General features: G+C 32.7%; 14 protein-coding genes and 5 tRNA genes. 17 read left to right on the top strand and 2 right to left on the bottom strand.

Translation table 11 applies throughout. The annotated features are described in order from the left end of the window. Nucleotides 1–2: 2 nt before the first annotated feature. Both AEBR_RS12665 and gpmI read right to left on the bottom strand, forming a co-directional pair. Nucleotides 3–701: an ATP-binding cassette domain-containing protein gene (locus AEBR_RS12665; RefSeq protein ID WP_129088070.1), complete on the bottom strand. Its 699-nt coding sequence runs from the start codon at nucleotides 699–701 to the stop codon at nucleotides 3–5. After that, nucleotides 701–2176 carry a 2,3-bisphosphoglycerate-independent phosphoglycerate mutase gene (gene gpmI / locus AEBR_RS12660; protein WP_129088071.1) on the bottom strand — a complete coding sequence of 492 codons (1476 nt, stop codon included), beginning with the start codon at nucleotides 2174–2176 and terminating at the stop codon, nucleotides 701–703. The genes AEBR_RS12665 and gpmI overlap by 1 nt, the downstream gene beginning before the upstream one ends. Before the next feature lie 69 nt (nucleotides 2177–2245). Here gpmI and mraY point away from each other — a divergent pair, with 69 nt between their 5' ends. The 17 genes from mraY to rpoC all read left to right on the top strand — a co-directional run bounded on the left by mraY (nucleotide 2246) and on the right by rpoC (nucleotide 18672). Continuing rightward, on the top strand, nucleotides 2246–3307 hold the full coding sequence (gene mraY / locus AEBR_RS12655) for a phospho-N-acetylmuramoyl-pentapeptide-transferase (protein WP_129088072.1): 1062 nt from the start codon (nucleotides 2246–2248) through the stop codon (nucleotides 3305–3307). A gap of 10 nt (nucleotides 3308–3317) precedes the next feature. Then, on the top strand, nucleotides 3318–4478 hold the full coding sequence (gene murD / locus AEBR_RS12650; protein WP_129088073.1) for a UDP-N-acetylmuramoyl-L-alanine--D-glutamate ligase: 1161 nt from the start codon (nucleotides 3318–3320) through the stop codon (nucleotides 4476–4478). 36 nt (nucleotides 4479–4514) lie between these two features. Then, nucleotides 4515–4590, top strand: a tRNA-Phe gene (locus AEBR_RS12645). Nucleotides 4591–4603: 13 nt separating this feature from the next. Further along, nucleotides 4604–4679, top strand: a tRNA-Thr gene (locus tag AEBR_RS12640). A gap of 64 nt (nucleotides 4680–4743) precedes the next feature. Then, nucleotides 4744–4828 (top strand) — tRNA-Tyr (locus AEBR_RS12635). Nucleotides 4829–4837: 9 nt separating this feature from the next. After that, nucleotides 4838–4914 (top strand) — tRNA-Gly (locus AEBR_RS12630). Between the two features lie 237 nt (nucleotides 4915–5151). Then, nucleotides 5152–6360, top strand: a complete 1209-nt coding sequence (tuf, locus tag AEBR_RS12625; RefSeq protein ID WP_129088074.1) for an elongation factor Tu — start codon at nucleotides 5152–5154, stop codon at nucleotides 6358–6360. Between the two features lie 9 nt (nucleotides 6361–6369). Then, nucleotides 6370–6543: a 50S ribosomal protein L33 gene (rpmG, locus tag AEBR_RS12620; protein ID WP_128983368.1), complete on the top strand. Its 174-nt coding sequence runs from the start codon at nucleotides 6370–6372 to the stop codon at nucleotides 6541–6543. Nucleotides 6544–6571: 28 nt separating this feature from the next. Continuing rightward, nucleotides 6572–6647, top strand: a tRNA-Trp gene (locus tag AEBR_RS12615). A 70-nt stretch (nucleotides 6648–6717) separates the two neighbouring features. After that, nucleotides 6718–6900 (top strand): preprotein translocase subunit SecE, encoded by a 183-nt coding sequence (gene secE, locus AEBR_RS12610; RefSeq protein ID WP_129088075.1) that lies wholly within the window; start codon nucleotides 6718–6720, stop codon nucleotides 6898–6900. Between the two features lie 10 nt (nucleotides 6901–6910). Beyond that, entirely contained in the window at nucleotides 6911–7438 is a 528-nt protein-coding gene (gene nusG / locus AEBR_RS12605) for a transcription termination/antitermination protein NusG (protein ID WP_128983372.1), read from the top strand. A 106-nt stretch (nucleotides 7439–7544) separates the two neighbouring features. Then, complete coding sequence (gene rplK, locus AEBR_RS12600) at nucleotides 7545–7970, top strand: 50S ribosomal protein L11 (protein ID WP_128983374.1); 426 nt, start codon at nucleotides 7545–7547, stop codon at nucleotides 7968–7970. A gap of 70 nt (nucleotides 7971–8040) precedes the next feature. Next, nucleotides 8041–8739 carry a 50S ribosomal protein L1 gene (rplA, locus tag AEBR_RS12595; RefSeq protein WP_129088076.1) on the top strand — a complete coding sequence of 233 codons (699 nt, stop codon included), beginning with the start codon at nucleotides 8041–8043 and terminating at the stop codon, nucleotides 8737–8739. A gap of 164 nt (nucleotides 8740–8903) precedes the next feature. Then, on the top strand, nucleotides 8904–9392 hold the full coding sequence (gene rplJ, locus AEBR_RS12590; protein WP_129088077.1) for a 50S ribosomal protein L10: 489 nt from the start codon (nucleotides 8904–8906) through the stop codon (nucleotides 9390–9392). Nucleotides 9393–9451: 59 nt separating this feature from the next. After that, on the top strand, nucleotides 9452–9829 hold the full coding sequence (gene rplL, locus AEBR_RS12585; RefSeq protein WP_129088078.1) for a 50S ribosomal protein L7/L12: 378 nt from the start codon (nucleotides 9452–9454) through the stop codon (nucleotides 9827–9829). A gap of 172 nt (nucleotides 9830–10001) precedes the next feature. Then, nucleotides 10002–14147, top strand: coding sequence for a DNA-directed RNA polymerase subunit beta (rpoB, locus tag AEBR_RS12580; protein ID WP_129088079.1), 4146 nt, complete (start codon nucleotides 10002–10004; stop codon nucleotides 14145–14147). Next, nucleotides 14140–18672, top strand: coding sequence for a DNA-directed RNA polymerase subunit beta' (rpoC, locus tag AEBR_RS12575; RefSeq protein ID WP_129088080.1), 4533 nt, complete (start codon nucleotides 14140–14142; stop codon nucleotides 18670–18672). Before rpoB ends, rpoC begins: the two co-directional genes overlap by 8 nt. Nucleotides 18673–18871: the final 199 nt, after the last annotated feature.

Genomic DNA, 18871 nt, shown 5'->3' with positions numbered 1-18871 from the left:
AACTATTTCCTAAATTCTTTGTTATTAAAAGTTGAGTTAATTAGCTCTTTTGTGTATGAACTTTTAGGCTCTTTTAAAATCTCTATGGTATTACCTTTTTCAATTAGCTCTCCATCTTTTATAATAACAATATTTTTGCACACATCTATAATTGAGTTTATATCATGAGTTACAAAAAGTGTTAAAAAATTTAACTCCTTTTGTAATTTATAAATTAACTCTAATATAACCTTTTTAGAGTTTTCATCCAATGCTGTTGTGGGTTCATCCAAAAGTAGAAGTTTTATCTCATTACTTAAAGCAATTGCAATAACTACCCTTTGAAGTTGTCCCCCACTTAATTGACTTGGAAATCTATCTAAAAGCTTTTTGTCTAAACCTACTAAATCAAAAAGTTTCTCTTTTCTCTCTTTTTGACAAAAAAATTGCTCTTTGATTTTTGTCATAGGAGAGAGTGAAGTAAAAGGATTTTGTGGAATAAATCCTATTGTTTTACTACTTAATTCAAAATCTGAATCAACTTCAAGTTTAAGTTCTAAATTTGAAGGCAATAGATTTAAAATAGATTTTAGAGTCAAAGATTTACCACTTCCACTTTGTCCAATCAGTGCTGTAGACTCTTCTATTTTAAAACTAATATCTACTAACTTTTTCTCTTTAGTAGTTATTGTAAGTTTTTTAATCTCTACAGCATTTGTCATTAAACTAAAGCCTCATCCATCTCATTAGGTCTTTCAAGATTCATTAGTTTTAAAACAGTTGGAGCTATATTATTTAAACTTCCCTCTTTAACCTCTTTTACATTTTCTGCCATTATGAAACAAAAAACATCTCCAACTGTATGATTTGTAAGGGTTTTCCCCTCTTCATCTTTCATCATTTCACAATTTCCATGGTCACTTGTTAAAATAAGAGCATACTCTTTTTGTTTAGCTTTTTCTAATATGAGTCCAAGTTGTTCATCAACTGCTTCAACTGCTTTTATACCTGCTTCATAAACCCCAGTATGACCAACCATATCCCCATTTGCAAAGTTTACAACTATAAAATCAATATTTGCATCCATCCCTTTTAAAACCTCTTGACAAACTTCAGGAGCACTCATTTGGGGTTTTAAATCATAGGTTGCAACTTTTGGCGAAGGAATTAAAACTCTGCTTTCATTTAAAACAGGTTCTTCAACTCCTCCATTAAAGAAGAAGGTAACATGGGCATATTTTTCAGTTTCAGCAGTATGAAGTTGAGATAAACCAGCCTCTGAAATGACTTCTGCCAGAGTATTTTTGGGAGTTTCTTTTGGAAAAATTATAGGAAGAGGAAGATTTTTGTCATATTGTGTCATTGTAGCAATGTTTAAATTTTTCTCAAATCTCTTAAATTCACTAAACTTAGCATTTGCTACAACATTTGAAAGTTCTCTCATTCTATCACTTCTAAAGTTGCAGAAAATTACTCCATCATTTTCATTAAATCCCATATAATTTTCAAACGCAGTTGGAACTAAAAATTCATCAAATATCTCATTATTATATGAATCATCAATATATGTTAATACATCTTTAGTAGTTTTTGGTTTTGCAAAGGCAATTGCATCATAACCCTTTTGAACTCTTTCCCATCTATTATCTCTATCCATAGAGTAATATCTTCCAGAGATTGTTGCTAGGCTAATATCTTCATCACATATATTAAGAAGTTGCTCAATATACTCTTTTGCACAGTTTGGTGCAACATCTCTACCATCAGTGATGGCATGAATAAATACTTTTTTTCCATTCACTTTTGCTATTTTTGCTAAAGCAATTATATGTTCTATATGAGAGTGAACTCCCCCATCACTAACAAGTCCAATAAGGTGAATATTGTTTGATTTTAAGAGTGTATTTTTAATAATCTCATTATCTTTTAAAGTGTTGTTTTCTATAGCCATATTTATCTTAACTAAATCTTGATACAGAACTCTACCACTTCCTATAGTCATATGTCCTACTTCACTATTCCCCATTTGTCCATCAGGAAGTCCAACATGTTTTCCATAAGTATGGATTAGTGAATAAGGTACATTTTTAAACAGATAATCGTAGGTTGGAGTATTTGCATTTACAAATGCATTATAATTTTCTGATTTATTAAATCCAATCCCATCTGTTATAATTAATATTGCTTTTTTACTCATTGTTTAAACCTTTTAAAAAGTACATTGTATTATAATCAACGCGGATTATACCAAATTGAAGGTTTAAATTTGTTTTACTGGTTTTATAGACACTTAGATATAAATATATTTCAATATATTTCAGTTCGTGCAGGAATTGCATTTTTCATCTCTTTTTCATTAACAATGTATCTACTTCCAAAGTTTGTAAAATGGGCAAAATCAAAAAAGGCTTCTCAGCCTATTTATGAATATGCACCAAATTCTCACCAAGAAAAAGTAGGAACTCCAACAATGGGAGGAGTCGTTTTTATTTTTTCAAGTCTAATTGCAACACTTCTTACAGCAAAATTAAATAACTTTTATGTTGTTGGAGCTTTATTGACTTTAGGAACTTTTTCTCTTATAGGTTTTAAAGATGATATTTCAAAAATTATAAAAAATAGTAACTCTGCTGGTTTGTCTCCAAGGGGCAAATTGATTTTACAATTTCTTTTTGCAACTATTATTGCAGTTGTTTTAGTTGTTTATCATCATACTACAACACTATATACGCCATTTTATAAATATCCGCTTTTTGATATGAGTTTTTTTGCAGTTATATTTTGGGCTCTTGTAATGGTCTCTGCTTCAAATGCAGTAAATTTAACTGATGGTTTAGATGGACTTGCTACAGTGCCTTCAATTATGGCATTTGTAACTCTTTCTGGACTTGTGTATGTTACAGGTCACTCAGTATTTTCATCTTATTTATTTATTCCAAGTATCCAATTATCAGGTGAGTTGGCAATTGTTGGAACTTCATTAATTGGTGCACTTATTGCCTTTTTATGGTACAACTGTCATCCTGCCCAAGTATTTATGGGAGATAGTGGTTCTCTGCCTTTAGGTGCTTTTATGGGCTATATGGCAATTGTTGCTAAATCTGAGATTCTGCTTATCTTAATTGGACTTGTTTTTGTAATAGAGACAGTCTCAGTTATACTCCAAGTTGGTTCTTATAAGTTAAGAAAAAAGAGAATTTTTTTAATGGCACCAATTCATCACCACTTTGAAGAGAAAGGCTGGAAAGAGAATAAGATTATAGTTAGATTCTGGATAATCTCTTTTATGGCAAATTTAGTTGCTCTTCTATCATTAAAAATCAGATAAGGCTTAATTTATGATTAGAGTTTTAGGTAAAGGCTTAACTGCCCAAGCTATAAAAGATAGTTTAGAAGATGTTGTTTTATATGATGACTCTGATTTTGACAAATATGATTTAGACTCAAATGAGATTACTATTGTAAGTCCTGGAATCCCACCATATAATAAAATGGTAAAATCTTCTAAAAATATCCAAAGTGATTATGACTTAGTCTATGATGAGATGCCTTTTTCTATCTGGATTAGTGGAACAAATGGAAAAACAACTACTACACAGATGACACAACATCTTTTGGAGTGCAAAGGTAGTGTTTGTGGTGGAAATATAGGTACACCAATAACAAAACTAGATAAAGATGCTCCAATATGGATATTAGAAACCTCTTCTTTTACCTTCTATTATACAAAAAGAGCAAAACCAAATCTCTATATATTGCTTCCAATTACAGAAGATCATATAACTTGGCATGGAAGTTTTGAAGAGTATAAACAAGCGAAACTCAAACCACTTGATATGATGGTTGAAGGTGAAATTGCAATAATTCCAGAAGAGTTTAAAGATTATCCAACAAGTGCAATGAAAATTACATATAAAAACAGTGATGATCTTTGTAGTTATTTTGGTATAAAAAAAGAAAAAATATCTTTCAAAGAACCATTTTTATTAGATGCTCTAATGGCTTTAGCTTCAAAAAAGATAATCTTTGATGAGGTCGATTATGAAAGAATAAATAGTTTTAAAATTGATGAACACAAAGTTGAAGAATTTTTTGATAAAAGTTCAAGATTGTGGATTGATGATAGTAAAGCTACAAATGTAGATGCGACTATTAATGCCCTTGTCCCATATAAAGATAAAAAGATTTATTTAATACTTGGAGGAGATGATAAGGGAGCAAATCTTAAACCACTTTTTGAGTATATAAAAGATTTAGATGTAGAAGTTTATGCTATTGGAACTAATCAAGAGAGAATTTTTGATTTTTGTATGCAAAATAATATAAAAATTTTAAAGTGTAATATCCTTAAAAATGCAGTTGAAGAGATAGCTAAAACACACGATAAAAACAGCGTTGCAATCCTTTCACCTGCAGCTGCTTCACTTGATCAATTTTCTTCTTACAAACAAAGAGGAGAAGAATTTAAAAAATTTGTTTTCCAATTAAGCTTAAATTAATAATCCAATGTGTATAATTTCACTCCAATTTAAGACGGCTCGGTAGCTCAGTCGGTAGAGCAAAGGACTGAAAATCCTTGTGTCGGCAGTTCGATTCTGCCCCGCGCCACCACTTAAATTCGGAAGCTGGTGTAGCTCAGTTGGTAGAGCAGCTGATTTGTAATCAGCAGGTCGGGGGTTCGACTCCCTTCACCAGCTCCATTTTTTTAATGTCGTGCGTAATCTTAAAAAGATCAGCGCTTGACCAGAACAATAATTTTTCAACGGTGAGGTTGGAGAGTGGTCAAATCCAGGAGACTGTAAATCTCCCGCCTATGGCTTCGAAGGTTCAAATCCTTCTCTCACCACCACGTAATGTTGCGGGAGTAGCTCAGTTGGCTAGAGCTTCTGCCTTCCAAGCAGATTGTCGCGAGTTCGAGTCTCGTCTCCCGCTCCATTAATTTATTGATTACTGGGAGCTGAGTTATAACGCATATTTATAACTCCTTTTTTATACAAAAAATCTCCCATTAAAGTTCTTTTTAGTATTTTTTAAGTAAAATACCAATCCACGAAAAAATTAGTTACTATTTTTTTTGTGTAATTTAATAAAACAATCCCCTCTGAATAGAGAAGTTATTGGACTTATCTACTCAGAGGGCAACAACAACCAAAATTTTTTAAGGGGAATTTTATGGCAAAAGAAAAATTCGCGCGAACAAAACCGCACGTAAATATTGGTACTATCGGTCACGTTGACCACGGTAAAACTACTTTAACAGCTGCAATTACTATGTGTTTATCACTTAAAACTGGTGCTAAAGCAATGGATTACGATCAAATTGATAACGCTCCAGAAGAGAGAGAAAGAGGGATTACAATCGCTACTTCTCACGTTGAGTATGAAACAGAAAAAAGACACTACGCACACGTGGATTGTCCAGGACACGCAGACTACGTTAAAAACATGATTACTGGTGCTGCACAAATGGATGGAGCTATCTTAGTTATTGCTGCTACAGATGGACCAATGGCTCAAACTAGAGAGCACATTCTATTATCTAAACAAGTAGGTGTTCCATACATCGTTGTTTTCTTAAATAAAGAAGATCAACTTGATGATGAAGATAAAGAAGAGATGTTAGAATTAGTTGAGATGGAAGTTAGAGAATTATTATCTGAGTATGATTTCCCAGGTGATGACACTCCAATCGTTGCTGGTTCTGCATTCCAAGCTTTAGAAGAAGCTAAATCTGGTACTGCTGGTGAGTGGTCAGAAAAAATTTATGAATTAATGAATCAAGTTGATGAATATATTCCAACTCCAGAAAGAGATGCTGACCAAGATTTCTTAATGCCTGTAGAAGACGTATTTACTATCCAAGGTAGAGGTACTGTTGTTACTGGTAGAATTGAAAAAGGTACAATTAAACTTGCTCAAGAGATCGAAATTGTTGGATTCAAAGATACAATGAAAACTACAGTTACTGGTATTGAGATGTTTAGAAAAGAGATGGATGAAGGTGTTGCTGGTGATAACGCTGGTATTCTTTTAAGAGGTATCAAAAAAGAGGATGTTCAAAGAGGACAAGTTCTTGTTAAGCCAGGATCAATCACTCCACATACACAATTTAGAGCTGAAGTTTATATCCTTTCTAAAGAAGAGGGTGGAAGACATACTCCATTCTTCTCAGGTTATAGACCACAATTCTATATCAGAACTACTGACGTTACTGGATCAATTACTTTACCAGAAGGTACAGAAATGGTTATGCCAGGTGATAACGTTGAAATGACAGTTGAATTAGTTGCTCCAGTTGCTCTAGAAAAAGGTACTAAATTTGCTATTAGAGAAGGTGGTAGAACTGTAGGTGCTGGAGTTGTTGCTGAAGTTATCAAGTAAGGATGATTTATGGGTAATGGTGTAAGCATAAAAATTGGACTAAAATGTGAGGAGTGTGGTGATATTAACTACACTACTTACAAAAATCCAAAAACATATACAGAAAAAATGGCAATAAAAAAATATTGTCCAAGATTAAAAAAACACACAATTCATAAAGAGGTTAAGTTAAAGTCTTCGTAAGAAGGCTACACTTAACTGTGTTTTACGTAGGTCAGTAGCTCCAATGGTAGAGCGCCGGATTCCAAATCCGATGGTTACGGGTTCGAGTCCTGTCTGGCCTGCCACTAAATTTTTTTAAAAGCAGTTTCGACTTCTTTTAAAAAAATTTATAAGCTTAGAATTTTGGAGTCGATTGTGAACAAATTAAAAAAATATTATAAAGATGCTAAAGAAGAACTTTTAAAAGTAATTTTTCCTATTAAAGAACAAATTAGATCAGCTTATTTATCTGTATTTGTAGTTGTAACTGTAATTTCACTTTTCTTAGCATTAATTGATGCAATTATGTCTCTAAGCTTATCAGCATTAATAAACTAAGGATATTTTAATGGCACAACAATGGTACGCGATACAAACACACTCTGGAAGTGAATTAACTGTAAAAAGAGCTCTATTAAGATTATCTGATGAAATGGGTGATGATAGAATTGCTGAAGTATTAGTTCCAACAGAGGATTTAATCGAAGTAAAAAAAGGTAATAAAACTATTGTTGAGAGACCTTTATATCCAGCATATGTTTTTGCTAAAATAGATTTAGATACTGCCCTTTGGCATAGAATTCAATCAATGCCAAAAGTTGGAAGATTTATTGGTGAATCAAAAAAACCAACTCCATTATCTAAAAAAGATATTGATTCTATTATTGACAAAGTTCAAAATAGAGCAGCAGCTAAACCAAAAATTTCATTCGATGAAGGTGAAATGGTTAGAATCAATGAGGGTCCATTTGCAAACTTTAACGGTGTGGTTGAAGATTTTGATATGGCTTCAGGATTATTAAAATTAAATGTTTCAATTTTTGGAAGAAATACTCCTGTTGAAATAAATTATACTCAAGTAGAAAGAGTAATATAAATAATAAACTTTAGGCATTAGGCAAAAAAACTTCAGCTTCCTTTGAGTTTTCTTGCCTAATGCCTAAATCACATTAAAAACAATAAAAATTTAAAAAGGAAATATGATGGCTAAAAAAGTAGAAAATATTTTAAAACTTCAAATTCCTGCTGGTGCTGCTAATCCATCACCACCTGTTGGTCCTGCTCTTGGTCAAAGAGGGGTTAACATCATGGAATTCTGTAAAGCGTTTAACGAAAAAACTAAAGATAAAGCAGGATATACAATCCCTGTTGAAATTTCAGTTTACAACGATAAAAGTTTTACATTTGTTTTAAAACAACCACCAATGACAGATTTAATTAAAAAAATCTCAGGTGTAAAAAAAGGTAGTGATAATCCACTTAAAAACAAAGTTGGAAAACTTACTAAAGATCAAATTATGGAAATCGTTGATATGAAAATCGCAGATTTAAATACAGACGATAAAGAGCAAGCTGCAAAAATTGTTGCAGGATCTGCTAGATCAATGGGAATTGATACTGAATTATAATATTCAAAGTAGCCTTACCACTTGGCTTTAAACAGCGGTAGCAAAAAAAATATAAATTGCGGAGAATAAGATGGGAAAAGTTTCAAAAAGATACAAAGCATTAGCAGAAAAAATTGAAGATAAAAACTATTCATTAGTTGAAGCTTGTGCAAAAGTTAAAGAATTGAAATCTGCTAAATTTGATGAGTCAGTAGAAGTTGCATTAAACTTAAATGTTGACCCAAGACATGCAGATCAAATGATCAGAGGTGCAGTAGTTCTTCCAAATGGTACTGGTAAAACTGTAAGAGTTGCAGTATTTGCTAAGGGTGCAAAAATGGATGAAGCTAAAGCAGCTGGTGCTGATATTGTTGGTAATGATGATTTAGTAGAAACTGTACAAGGTGGAGAGATTAACTTTGATGTTTTAATTGCTACTCCTGATTGTATGGGATTAGTTGGTAAACTAGGAAGAATCCTAGGACCAAAAGGTTTAATGCCGAATCCTAAAACTGGAACAGTTACTATGGATGTTACTAAAGCAGTTAATGATGCTAAGGGTGGTCAAGTTGCATATAGAGTTGATAAAAAAGGAAATATGCATGCTGCTGTTGGAAAAGTTTCATTTACTGAAGATGCAATTAGAGAAAATATTTCTGCATTCGTTGGAGCAATTAACAAAGCTAAACCAGCATCTGCAAAAGGTAGATATATTACTAATGCTGCAATTTCATTAACTATGTCACCATCAGTTAATGTTGATGTATTAGAATTAATGGATATTAAATAAGGGTTTCCCCTTATTTAATTAACATTCAATAGTAAGGATTCTTTAATCCTTATGTTTGAGTGTTAATCAAAGCACTACACTAAAACTGAAGACAGCCGGTTAGAGTCAACTCCGGATTCTTGTAAATCCTGCCGAAGTTGGATGTTTTGAAAGGAGAATATAGAATGACTAAACAAGAAAAAGCTGAAGTAATTGATTTCTTAACTTCTGAGTTTAAAGGTTCACAAGCTATTGTAGTATGTGATTATAAAGGTTTAACTCACAAGAAATTAGAAGAATTAAGAAAAGAGGCTAAAAACAGTGGAACAAAAGTTCAAGTTGCTAAAAATACTTTAGTAACAGTTGCTGTTAAAAATGCTGAGTTAGGAGATATTGAATTATCTGGAACTAACATTTTCTTATGGTCTGAAGATCAAATTTCTGCTTGTAAAGTAGCTGATAAATTTGCAACTGCAAACAAAGATAAATTTGCTATTAAATCTGGGATTATCGAAGGACAAATTGCAGATATTAATAGAGTTAATGCATTTGCTAAATTACCATCTAGAGAAGAGCTTCTTGGAATGCTTGCATCTGTTTGGATGGGACCTGTTAGAAACTTTACTATTGGGCTTGATGCTCTTAGAAGAAAAAAAGAAGAAGAGGCTGCGTAAGACGCAACATTGATATTAAATTTAAAATTAAATAAAAAAATAAAATAAGGAAAAATGAAATGGCAATTTCTAAAGAAGACGTATTAGAATACATCTCTGGTTTATCTGTATTAGAATTATCAGAATTAGTTAAAGAATTCGAAGAAAAATTTGGTGTATCTGCACAACCTGTTGCAGTTGCTGGTGGAGCAGTTGCTGGTGCTGCTGCTGAAGCTGCAGAAGAAAAAACTGAATTTAATGTTATCATTAAAGACGCAGGTGCTAAAAAAATCAACGTAATTAAAGAGATTAGAGCACTTACTGGTCTTGGATTAAAAGAAGCAAAAGCAATGGCTGAAGAAGCTGGTGCAGTTGTTAAAGAGGGTGTTTCTAAAGAAGACGCTGAAGCTGCAAAAGCTGTATTAGAAGCAGCTGGAGCAGTTGTAGAATTACAATAGTAATTTTTTACACTCTTGATGTTATACAAGGCTTTTGCCTTGTATAAAGACTAGCATCTTTGAAGGCTAAGGTTAGAATTTGAGGCCAAATTTTAACCCTATCCTTTAAGGATGCTTTTGCGCTTTATATACAAAGCTAAAAAAAGAAACCACATTTTTTATAAGGTCGACAATGTTAAACTCTTTAAAATCTGGTAATAGACTTAGAGTTGATTTTGCAAAAAATCCTCAACAAATCGAAATTCCAAATTTATTACAACTACAACAAAGTTCTTTTGAAAACTTCCTAATGATAGGAAAACATGATAGAACAGAGGCTGGTATTGAAAAGGTTTTCAAATCTGTATTCCCTATTCATGATGCTCAAAACAGAATCACTTTAGAATATCTAGGAAGTGAAGTTGGAAAACCAAAATATGATGTAAGAGAATCTATGGTTAGAGGATTGACTTATTCAATTCCTTTAAAAATCAATATTAGACTAACACTATGGGATTTAGACGAAAAAACTGGTGAAAAAATTGGTGTTAGAGATATGAAAGAGCAATCTTTATTCATCAGAGAAATTCCATTAATGACAGATAGAACTTCATTTATTGTAAATGGTGTTGAAAGAGTTGTTGTTAATCAGTTACATAGATCTCCAGGTGTAATCTTTAAAGAAGAAGAGTCTAATACTTCTGGTAATAAATTAATTTATACAGGGCAAATTATTCCAGATAGAGGTTCTTGGTTATATTTTGAATATGATGCAAAAGATGTATTATATGTAAGAATAAATAAAAGAAGAAAAGTTCCTGTTACAATTCTATTTAGAGCCCTTGGTTACTCAAAAGAAGATATTATTAAACTTTTCTACCCAATCTTAAATATTAAAATTAAAAATAATAAATTTTTAACTGAATTTAATCCTGATGACTTTACAGGAAGAGTTGAATTTGATATTAAAGATGATAAAGGTAATCTAGTAATTGCTGCTGGAAAAAGACTTACAGCTAGAAAAGGTAAAGCTTTAGTTGATGGTGGTCTTAAACTTGTAGAGTATCCAGTTGATTTATTAATGGACAGATCTACAGCAAATACAATTTATGATCCAGAATCAGGAGAAGTATTATTTGATGCTTTAACTACTCTTGATGAGTTAAAACTTAAAAAACTTCTTGATTTAGGATTTGATAATTTTGATATTGCAAATGACTTAGCAAGTGGAGTTGATGATTCTATTATCAACGCATTTAAAGCTGATGCAGAATCACTTAAACTTTTAAAACAAACAGAACAAATTGATGATGAAAATGACCTATCAGCAATTAGAATTTATAAAGTTATGAGACCAGGTGAACCTGTAACAAAAGAAGCAGCTAAAGAGTTTGTTAAAAAACTATTCTTTGATCCAGAAAGATATGACCTAACAAAAGTTGGAAGAATGAAAATGAACCACAAGTTAGGTGTAAGTGTTCCTGAGTATGTAACAGTACTTACTTATGAAGATATTATCAAAACAGTTCAATATCTTGTAAAAGTAAAAGCTGGTCATGGACACATAGATGATAGAGATCACTTAGGAAACAGAAGAATTAGAGCAATTGGTGAGTTGTTAGCAAATGAGTTACACTCAGGACTTATCAAAATGCAAAAAGCAATTAGAGATAAAATGACTACATTAAGTGGAACATTAGAAGATATAATGCCACACGATTTAGTTAACTCTAAAATGATTACATCAACAATTACAGAGTTCTTTACATCTGGACAATTGTCTCAATTTATGGACCAAACAAACCCACTATCTGAAGTTACTCATAAAAGAAGACTTTCAGCACTTGGTGAGGGTGGTTTAGTTAAAGAAAGAGCAGGGTTTGAAGTTAGGGACGTTCACCCAACTCACTACGGAAGAATCTGTCCAGTTGAGACTCCAGAGGGACAAAATATTGGTCTTATCAATACTTTATCAACTTTCTCAAAAGTTAATGATTTAGGATTTATTGAAGCACCATATAAAAAAGTTCAAGATGGCATTGTAAGTGATGAGATTGTTTATGTAACTGCTACACAAGAGGAAGGTATGATTATTGCTCCTGGTTCAACTAAAGTTGATGACCATGGTAAAATTATTGAACCTCTAATTGAAGCAAGACAAGATGGTGAGATTTTACTTGTTGAAAGAAGTAAAGTAAATCTAATTGATATCTCTTCACAAATGGTTATGGGGGTTGCGGCTTCACTTATTCCATTCTTAGAACACGATGATGCCAACAGAGCACTTATGGGATCAAACATGATGAGACAAGCTGTTCCATTATTAAGACCAAATGCACCTATTGTTGGAACAGGTTTAGAAAAAATTGTTGCAAGAGATGCTTGGGAAGCTATTAAAGCTAAAAGAGCTGGTATAGTTGAAAAAGTAGATGCAAAAAATGTTTACATCAGAGGTGAAGATGAATCAGGTGCATTTATTGATCACTATGAAGTAAATAAAAATGTTAGAACAAACAATAATACATCTTTTGGACAAAGAACTGTTGCAAAAGAGGGTGATATTGTTACTAAAGGGCAAGTAATCGCTGATGGTCCATCTATGGATAATGGAGAACTTGCAGTTGGTGTTAATGCAATGGTTGCCTTTATGCCATGGAATGGTTATAACTATGAGGATGCTATTATTCTATCTCAAAGATTAATTGAGGAAGATGCATTTACTTCTGTTCATATTTATGAAAAAGAGGTTGAGTGTAGAGAATTAAAACATGGTAATGAAGAGATTACAAGAGATCTTCCAGGTGTAAAAGAGGAATCTATTACACACTTAGATAATTCAGGTATTGTAAAAGTTGGAACTTTTGTTAAACCAGGAATGATTCTTGTTGGTAAAGTTACACCAAAAGGTGAAATCAAACCAACACCAGAGGAAAGACTATTAAGAGCTATCTTTGGTGAAAAAGCAGGTCACGTTATAAATAAATCTTTATACTGTCCAACTTCTATGGAAGGTACAGTTGTTGATGTAAAAGTATTTACTAAAAAAGGTTATGAAAAAGACGAAAGAGCAATTGCTGAGATTGAGTCTGAAAAAGCTGAACTTGATATGAAACACCATGATAAGTTATTGATGTTGGATAGAGAAGAGATTCTAAAAATCAATGATCTTTTATCAAAAACTCCTTTAGCAAGTGATGTTGAACTTGATGGAAAAGTATATAAAGCAGGTGGAAGTATCCCTGTTGATGTGCTTGCTGGTGTAAACAGATTTGCAATGAAAAAAGTAGTATCTTCATATTCAAATGAGATTGAAAAAGCATACAATGATATTAAAGAGTACTTTATTAAACAAAAAGCAACTCTAAGAGAAGAGCATGAAGAGAAACTTCAAGTTCTTGAGCATGATGATATTTTACCAAGTGGTGTAATTAAACAAGTTAAAGTTTATATTGCAACTAAGAGAAAAATCAAAGTTGGGGATAAAATGGCGGGAAGACACGGTAACAAAGGTATCGTTTCTAACATTGTTCCTCAAGTTGATATGCCATATTTAGAAAACGGTACAACAGTGGATGTTATTCTTAACCCACTAGGGGTTCCTTCAAGGATGAATATTGGGCAAATCTTAGAGGTTCACTTAGGTCTAGCTGGAAGAAAACTTGGATACCAAATTCAAGATATCTTTGATGCTAAAAAAGCAGATTTTATTGTTGAACTTAGAGCTAAAATGGCTGAGATTGCTGATGTTGCTAAACTAATGGATGGTAAGAAATTTATGGAGTCTTTATCTGATGAAGACTTGATAAGATACGCAAGAGACTGGTCAAAAGGTGTTAGATTTGCAACTCCTGTATTTGATGGTGCAAAAACTGAAGAGTTTGCAAGACTATTTGAGTTAGCAAAAATCGATAGTGATGGTAAAACTACACTTTTTGATGGTAAAACTGGTGATAAAATGAAAGAGAGAGTAAACGTAGGTTATATGTACATGTTGAAACTTCACCACTTAGTTGATGAAAAAGTTCACGCAAGATCTACTGGACCTTACTCACTTGTAACACAACAACCAGTTGGTGGTAAAGCACTATTTGGTGGACAAAGATTTGGAGAGATGGAGGTTTGGGCACTTGAAGCTTATGGTGCTACAAACGTTCTTAAAGAGATGCTTACAACAAAATCAGATGATGTTGAGGGTAGAACAAGAGCTTATAGAGCTATAGCAAACGGTGAAAATGTTCCAGCTTCTGGTGTTCCAGAAACATTCTTCGTATTAACAAAAGAGTTAAAAGCCTTAGGGTTAGATGTAGAGATTTTCGAAGAGGTAGAAGATAATGAGTAATAGCAAAAAAATTTTACAGCCAATTGAAGTAAAAGAATTAGAGAGACCGCAAGATTTCTCTGCTTTTCAGTTAAGACTTGCTAGTCCTGAAAAAATTCTATCTTGGTCATCAGGGGAAGTTAAAAAACCTGAGACTATCAATTATAGAACTTTAAAACCAGAAAGAGATGGTCTATTTTGTGCTAAAATTTTTGGACCAGTAAAAGACTATGAGTGTCTTTGTGGTAAATATAAAAAGATGAGATACAAAGGTGTTGTATGTGAAAAATGTGGTGTTGAAGTAACATCATCAAAAGTTAGAAGACACAGAATGGGACATATTGATTTAGTATCTCCTGTTGCACACATCTGGATGGTAAGCTCACTTCCTACAAGAATTGGAACACTATTAGGTGTTAAATTAAAAGATTTAGAAAGAGTATTATATTATGAAGCATATATCGTAAATGAGCCAGGTGATGCTTATTATGATAATGAAAAAACTAAAAAAGTTGAAAAATATGATATCTTAAATGAAGAGCAATACAGAACTATCTCTGATTTGTTTGAACACACAGGCTTTGAAGCAAATATGGGTGGAGATGTTGTAAAAGAACTTCTTGAAACTATAGATCTAATTGAACTCCTTCACTCTTTAAAAGAAGAAATGGACGGAACTAAATCTGAAGCAAAAAGAAAAACAATTGTAAAAAGATTGAAAGTTGTTGAAAACTTTATCAATTCTGGAAATAGACCAGAGTGGATGATGTTAACAAAACTTCCAGTTCTTCCACCAGACTTAAGACCACTTGTTGCTCTTGATGGTGGTAAATTTGCTGTTTCAGACGTAAATGACCTTTATAGAAGAGTTATAAACAGAAATAATAGACTTAAAAGATTAACAGAACTTGATGCACCAGAAATCATTATTAGAAATGAAAAAAGAATGCTTCAAGAAGCAGTTGATGCACTATTTGATAATGGTAAAACTGCAAATGCTGTTAAGGGAGCTAATAAAAGACCTCTTAAATCTCTTTCTGAAATTATTAAAGGGAAACAAGGACGATTTAGACAAAACTTACTTGGTAAAAGGGTTGACTTCTCAGGAAGATCTGTAATCGTTGTTGGACCATCTTTAAATATGGATCAATGTGGTATCCCTAAAAAAATGGCTCTTGAGCTGTTTAAACCACATTTGATGGCAAAATTAGAAGAGAAAGGTTATGCAACAACTCTTAAATCAGCTAAAAGATTAATTGAGTCTGCAACAAATGAAGTTTGGGAGTGTTTATCTGAGATTGTTGATGAATATCCAATTTTATTAAACAGAGCACCAACTCTTCACAAATTGTCAATTCAAGCTTTCCACCCAGTATTAATTGATGGAAAAGCAATTCAGCTTCACCCACTAGTTTGTGCGGCATTCAACGCCGACTTTGATGGGGACCAAATGGCGGTGCACGTACCACTATCTCAAGAAGCTATTGCAGAAGCTAAGATTTTGATGATGAGTTCTATGAATATTCTTCTTCCAGCATCTGGTAGAGCAATTGCAGTACCTTCACAGGATATGATTTTAGGTATTTACTATCTATCATTAGAGAAAGAGGGAGTAAAAGGTGAACATAAACTATTCGCTGATGTAAATGAAGCAAAAATTGCATTAGAGATGGGTAAAGTTGATCTTCATGCAAAAATTAGAACTAAAATTGATGATAAAGTTATTCATACAACTATTGGTAGACTAATAGTTCATGAAATCTTACCATCATTTGTTCCTGTTGAATTATGGAATAAAATTTTGAAGAAAAAAGATATTGGAGCATTAGTTGATTACATCTATAAACATGGTGGATATGAAGTAACTCCAAGATTCTTAGATAACCTTAAAAACTTAGGTTTTAGATATGCAACAGATGCAGGTATCTCTGTTTCTATTGATGATATTAAAGTACCACTTTCAAAACCTGAACATATTTTAAAATCTAAAAAAGAGGTTATTGAAGTTCAAAGACAATTCTCTCAAGGTTTATTAACTGAGCAAGAGAGATACAACAAAATTATTGATATCTGGACAGAGGTTAATAATATACTTGGTTCAGAGATGATGGATATTGTTAAAACAGATAAAAATGGATTTAACTCTATTTATATGATGGCTGACTCAGGAGCTAGGGGTTCTGCTGCTCAGATTAGACAGTTATCTGGTATGAGGGGTCTTATGGCTAAACCAGATGGTTCTATTATTGAGACACCAATTATCTCTAACTTTAGAGAAGGTCTAAACGTTCTTGAGTACTTTATTTCTACGCACGGTGCTAGAAAAGGTCTTGCGGATACAGCTCTTAAAACAGCAAATGCAGGGTACTTAACAAGAAAACTTATTGATGTATCTCAAAATGTAAGAATCACAAATGAAGATTGTGGTACTCACGAAGGTATTCAAATTACAGATATTAGTTCAGGGAATGAGCTTATTGAGTCACTTGAAGAGAGAATTACAGGTAGAGTTATTGCTGAAGATATTATTGACCCAATCTCAAATGAGATTTTATTTGCAGAGGGTACTTTAATTACAGAAGAGGATGCAAAAGTAGTTGCAGAAGCAGAAGTAAAATCAGTTGTTATTAGAACTCCACTAACTTGTAAAGAGGAAAATGGACTTTGTTCAAAATGTTATGGTCTAAACCTTGGTGAGCAAAGAAAAGCTAAACCAGGTGAGGCTGTAGGAGTTGTTGCTGCTCAATCAATTGGGGAACCAGGAACACAGCTAACACTTAGAACATTCCACGTTGGGGGAACTGCAAGTGCAACTCAAACAGAGAGAGAGTTAAGAGCAGATAAAGAAGGTTTCATTAGATACTACAATATTAAAACACATATTGATAGAGAAGGTAGACATATCGTTGCAAACAGAAGAAATGCAGGTATTTTACTTTGTGAACCAAAAATTAATGCACCATTTAAAGGTAATGTAACTGTTGAAACTATTCACGAAGAGACTGTTTTAACTATTACAAATGGAAAAGAAGAGAAAAAATATTACCTTAGAAAAAATGATGTTGCAAAAGCAAATGAACTTGCTGGGGTTTCTGGTAAAGTTGAAGGTAAACTATATTTACCACATGCAGATGGTGTTGAAGTTGAGAAAAATGAGTCTATCGTTGAGATGATTAAAGGTGGATGGAATGTACCAAATAGGATTCCATACGCATCTTTATTAAAAGTTGAAGATGGTGCGCCTATCACTTCTACACTAATCTCTGGAGCTAAAGGTTTTGTAAAATATTACAAACTTCATGGGGACTACTTAGAAAGAAGAGAAGACATCAATTCTGGTGAAGTTGTACATGAAAAAGGTATGTTTGCAGTTATCGTTGATGCAGAGGGAAGAGAAGCATTAAGACACTATATCTCAAGAGGTTCTGTTGTTCAACTTGACAACAATACTCCTGTAGAAAAAGACAGTGTTATTGCACTTCCAGCTTCAAATGAGCAAGTTGTAATCGCTGAGTGGGATCCATATTCTAACCCAACAATTGCTGAAAAAGACGGTAAAATTGCATTTGAAGATATTATCCCAGGTGTAACTGTTGCAGAGCAATTTGATGAGTTAACAGGTTCATCTAAATTAGTTGTAAATGAGTATATTCCAGCTGGTTATAAACCAACAATAGTTGTTGCAACTGATAAAAAAGAGTTAATTAGATATGCACTTGATCCAAAAACTTCAATTTTTGTAAATGAAGGACAAGAGGTTAAAGTTGCAGATATTTTAGGTAAAACGCCAAAAGCTACACAAAAATCTAAAGATATTACTGGAGGTCTTCCAAGAGTATCTGAGTTATTTGAAGCAAGAAGACCAAAAAATATTGCAGTTCTTGCATCATTTGATGGGATGGTAACATTTGGTAAACCACTTAGAAATAAACAAAGAATTAATGTAACAGATGAAAATGGAAACAGAGTAGAGTACCTTGTAGAGAAATCTAAACAAATTTTAGTAAGAGATGGAGAGTTCGTACACGCTGGTGAAGCATTAACAGACGGACAAGTTTCTCCTCATGATGTACTTAAAATTTTAGGTGAAAAAGCACTTCATTACTTTATTGTTTCTGAAGTACAACAAGTGTATAGATCACAAGGGGTTAATATTGCTGATAAACATATTGAGGTAATTTTATCTCAAATGTTAAGACAAGTATCTATCATTGAAGGTGGAGATACTAAGTTTATTATTGGTGATATGGTTTCTAAGAAAAGATTTATCCAAGAGAATGAAAAGATAATTAAACTTGGTGGTAGACCAGCAATTGCTGAACCTTTATTATTAGGTATTACAAGAGCTGCTGTAACATCAGACTCTATTATCTCTGCTGCATCGTTCCAAGAAACAACAAAAGTTCTAACAGAGGCTGCAATTAGTGCAAAAATGGATATGTTAGAAGACTTAAAAGAGAACGTTGTTATTGGTAGAACAATTCCTGTTGGAACTGGTCTATACAAAAACAAAAAAGTTAAATTTCTTAAACCAAATGAGGAATAATATTAGGGCTTAGGCCCTAATAAAACTATGGATATAATCTCACTTTTCCTTATCTTCATAGCCATTGAAATCTTTGAATCAAATTGGCAAAAATCAGATACTTTATATGGAGTAATCCACAACAACTACGCAATATATAAAAAAAGCATTTTTCTTTTTTTTATATTAAATCTTGGATTTATATATTCACTTTTTTTAG

Origin of the sequence: Halarcobacter ebronensis, assembly GCF_013201825.1 — a bacterium.
Classification (GTDB): Bacteria; Campylobacterota; Campylobacteria; order Campylobacterales; family Arcobacteraceae; genus Halarcobacter; species Halarcobacter ebronensis.
This window is presented reverse-complemented; position numbering and strand designations above follow the sequence as displayed.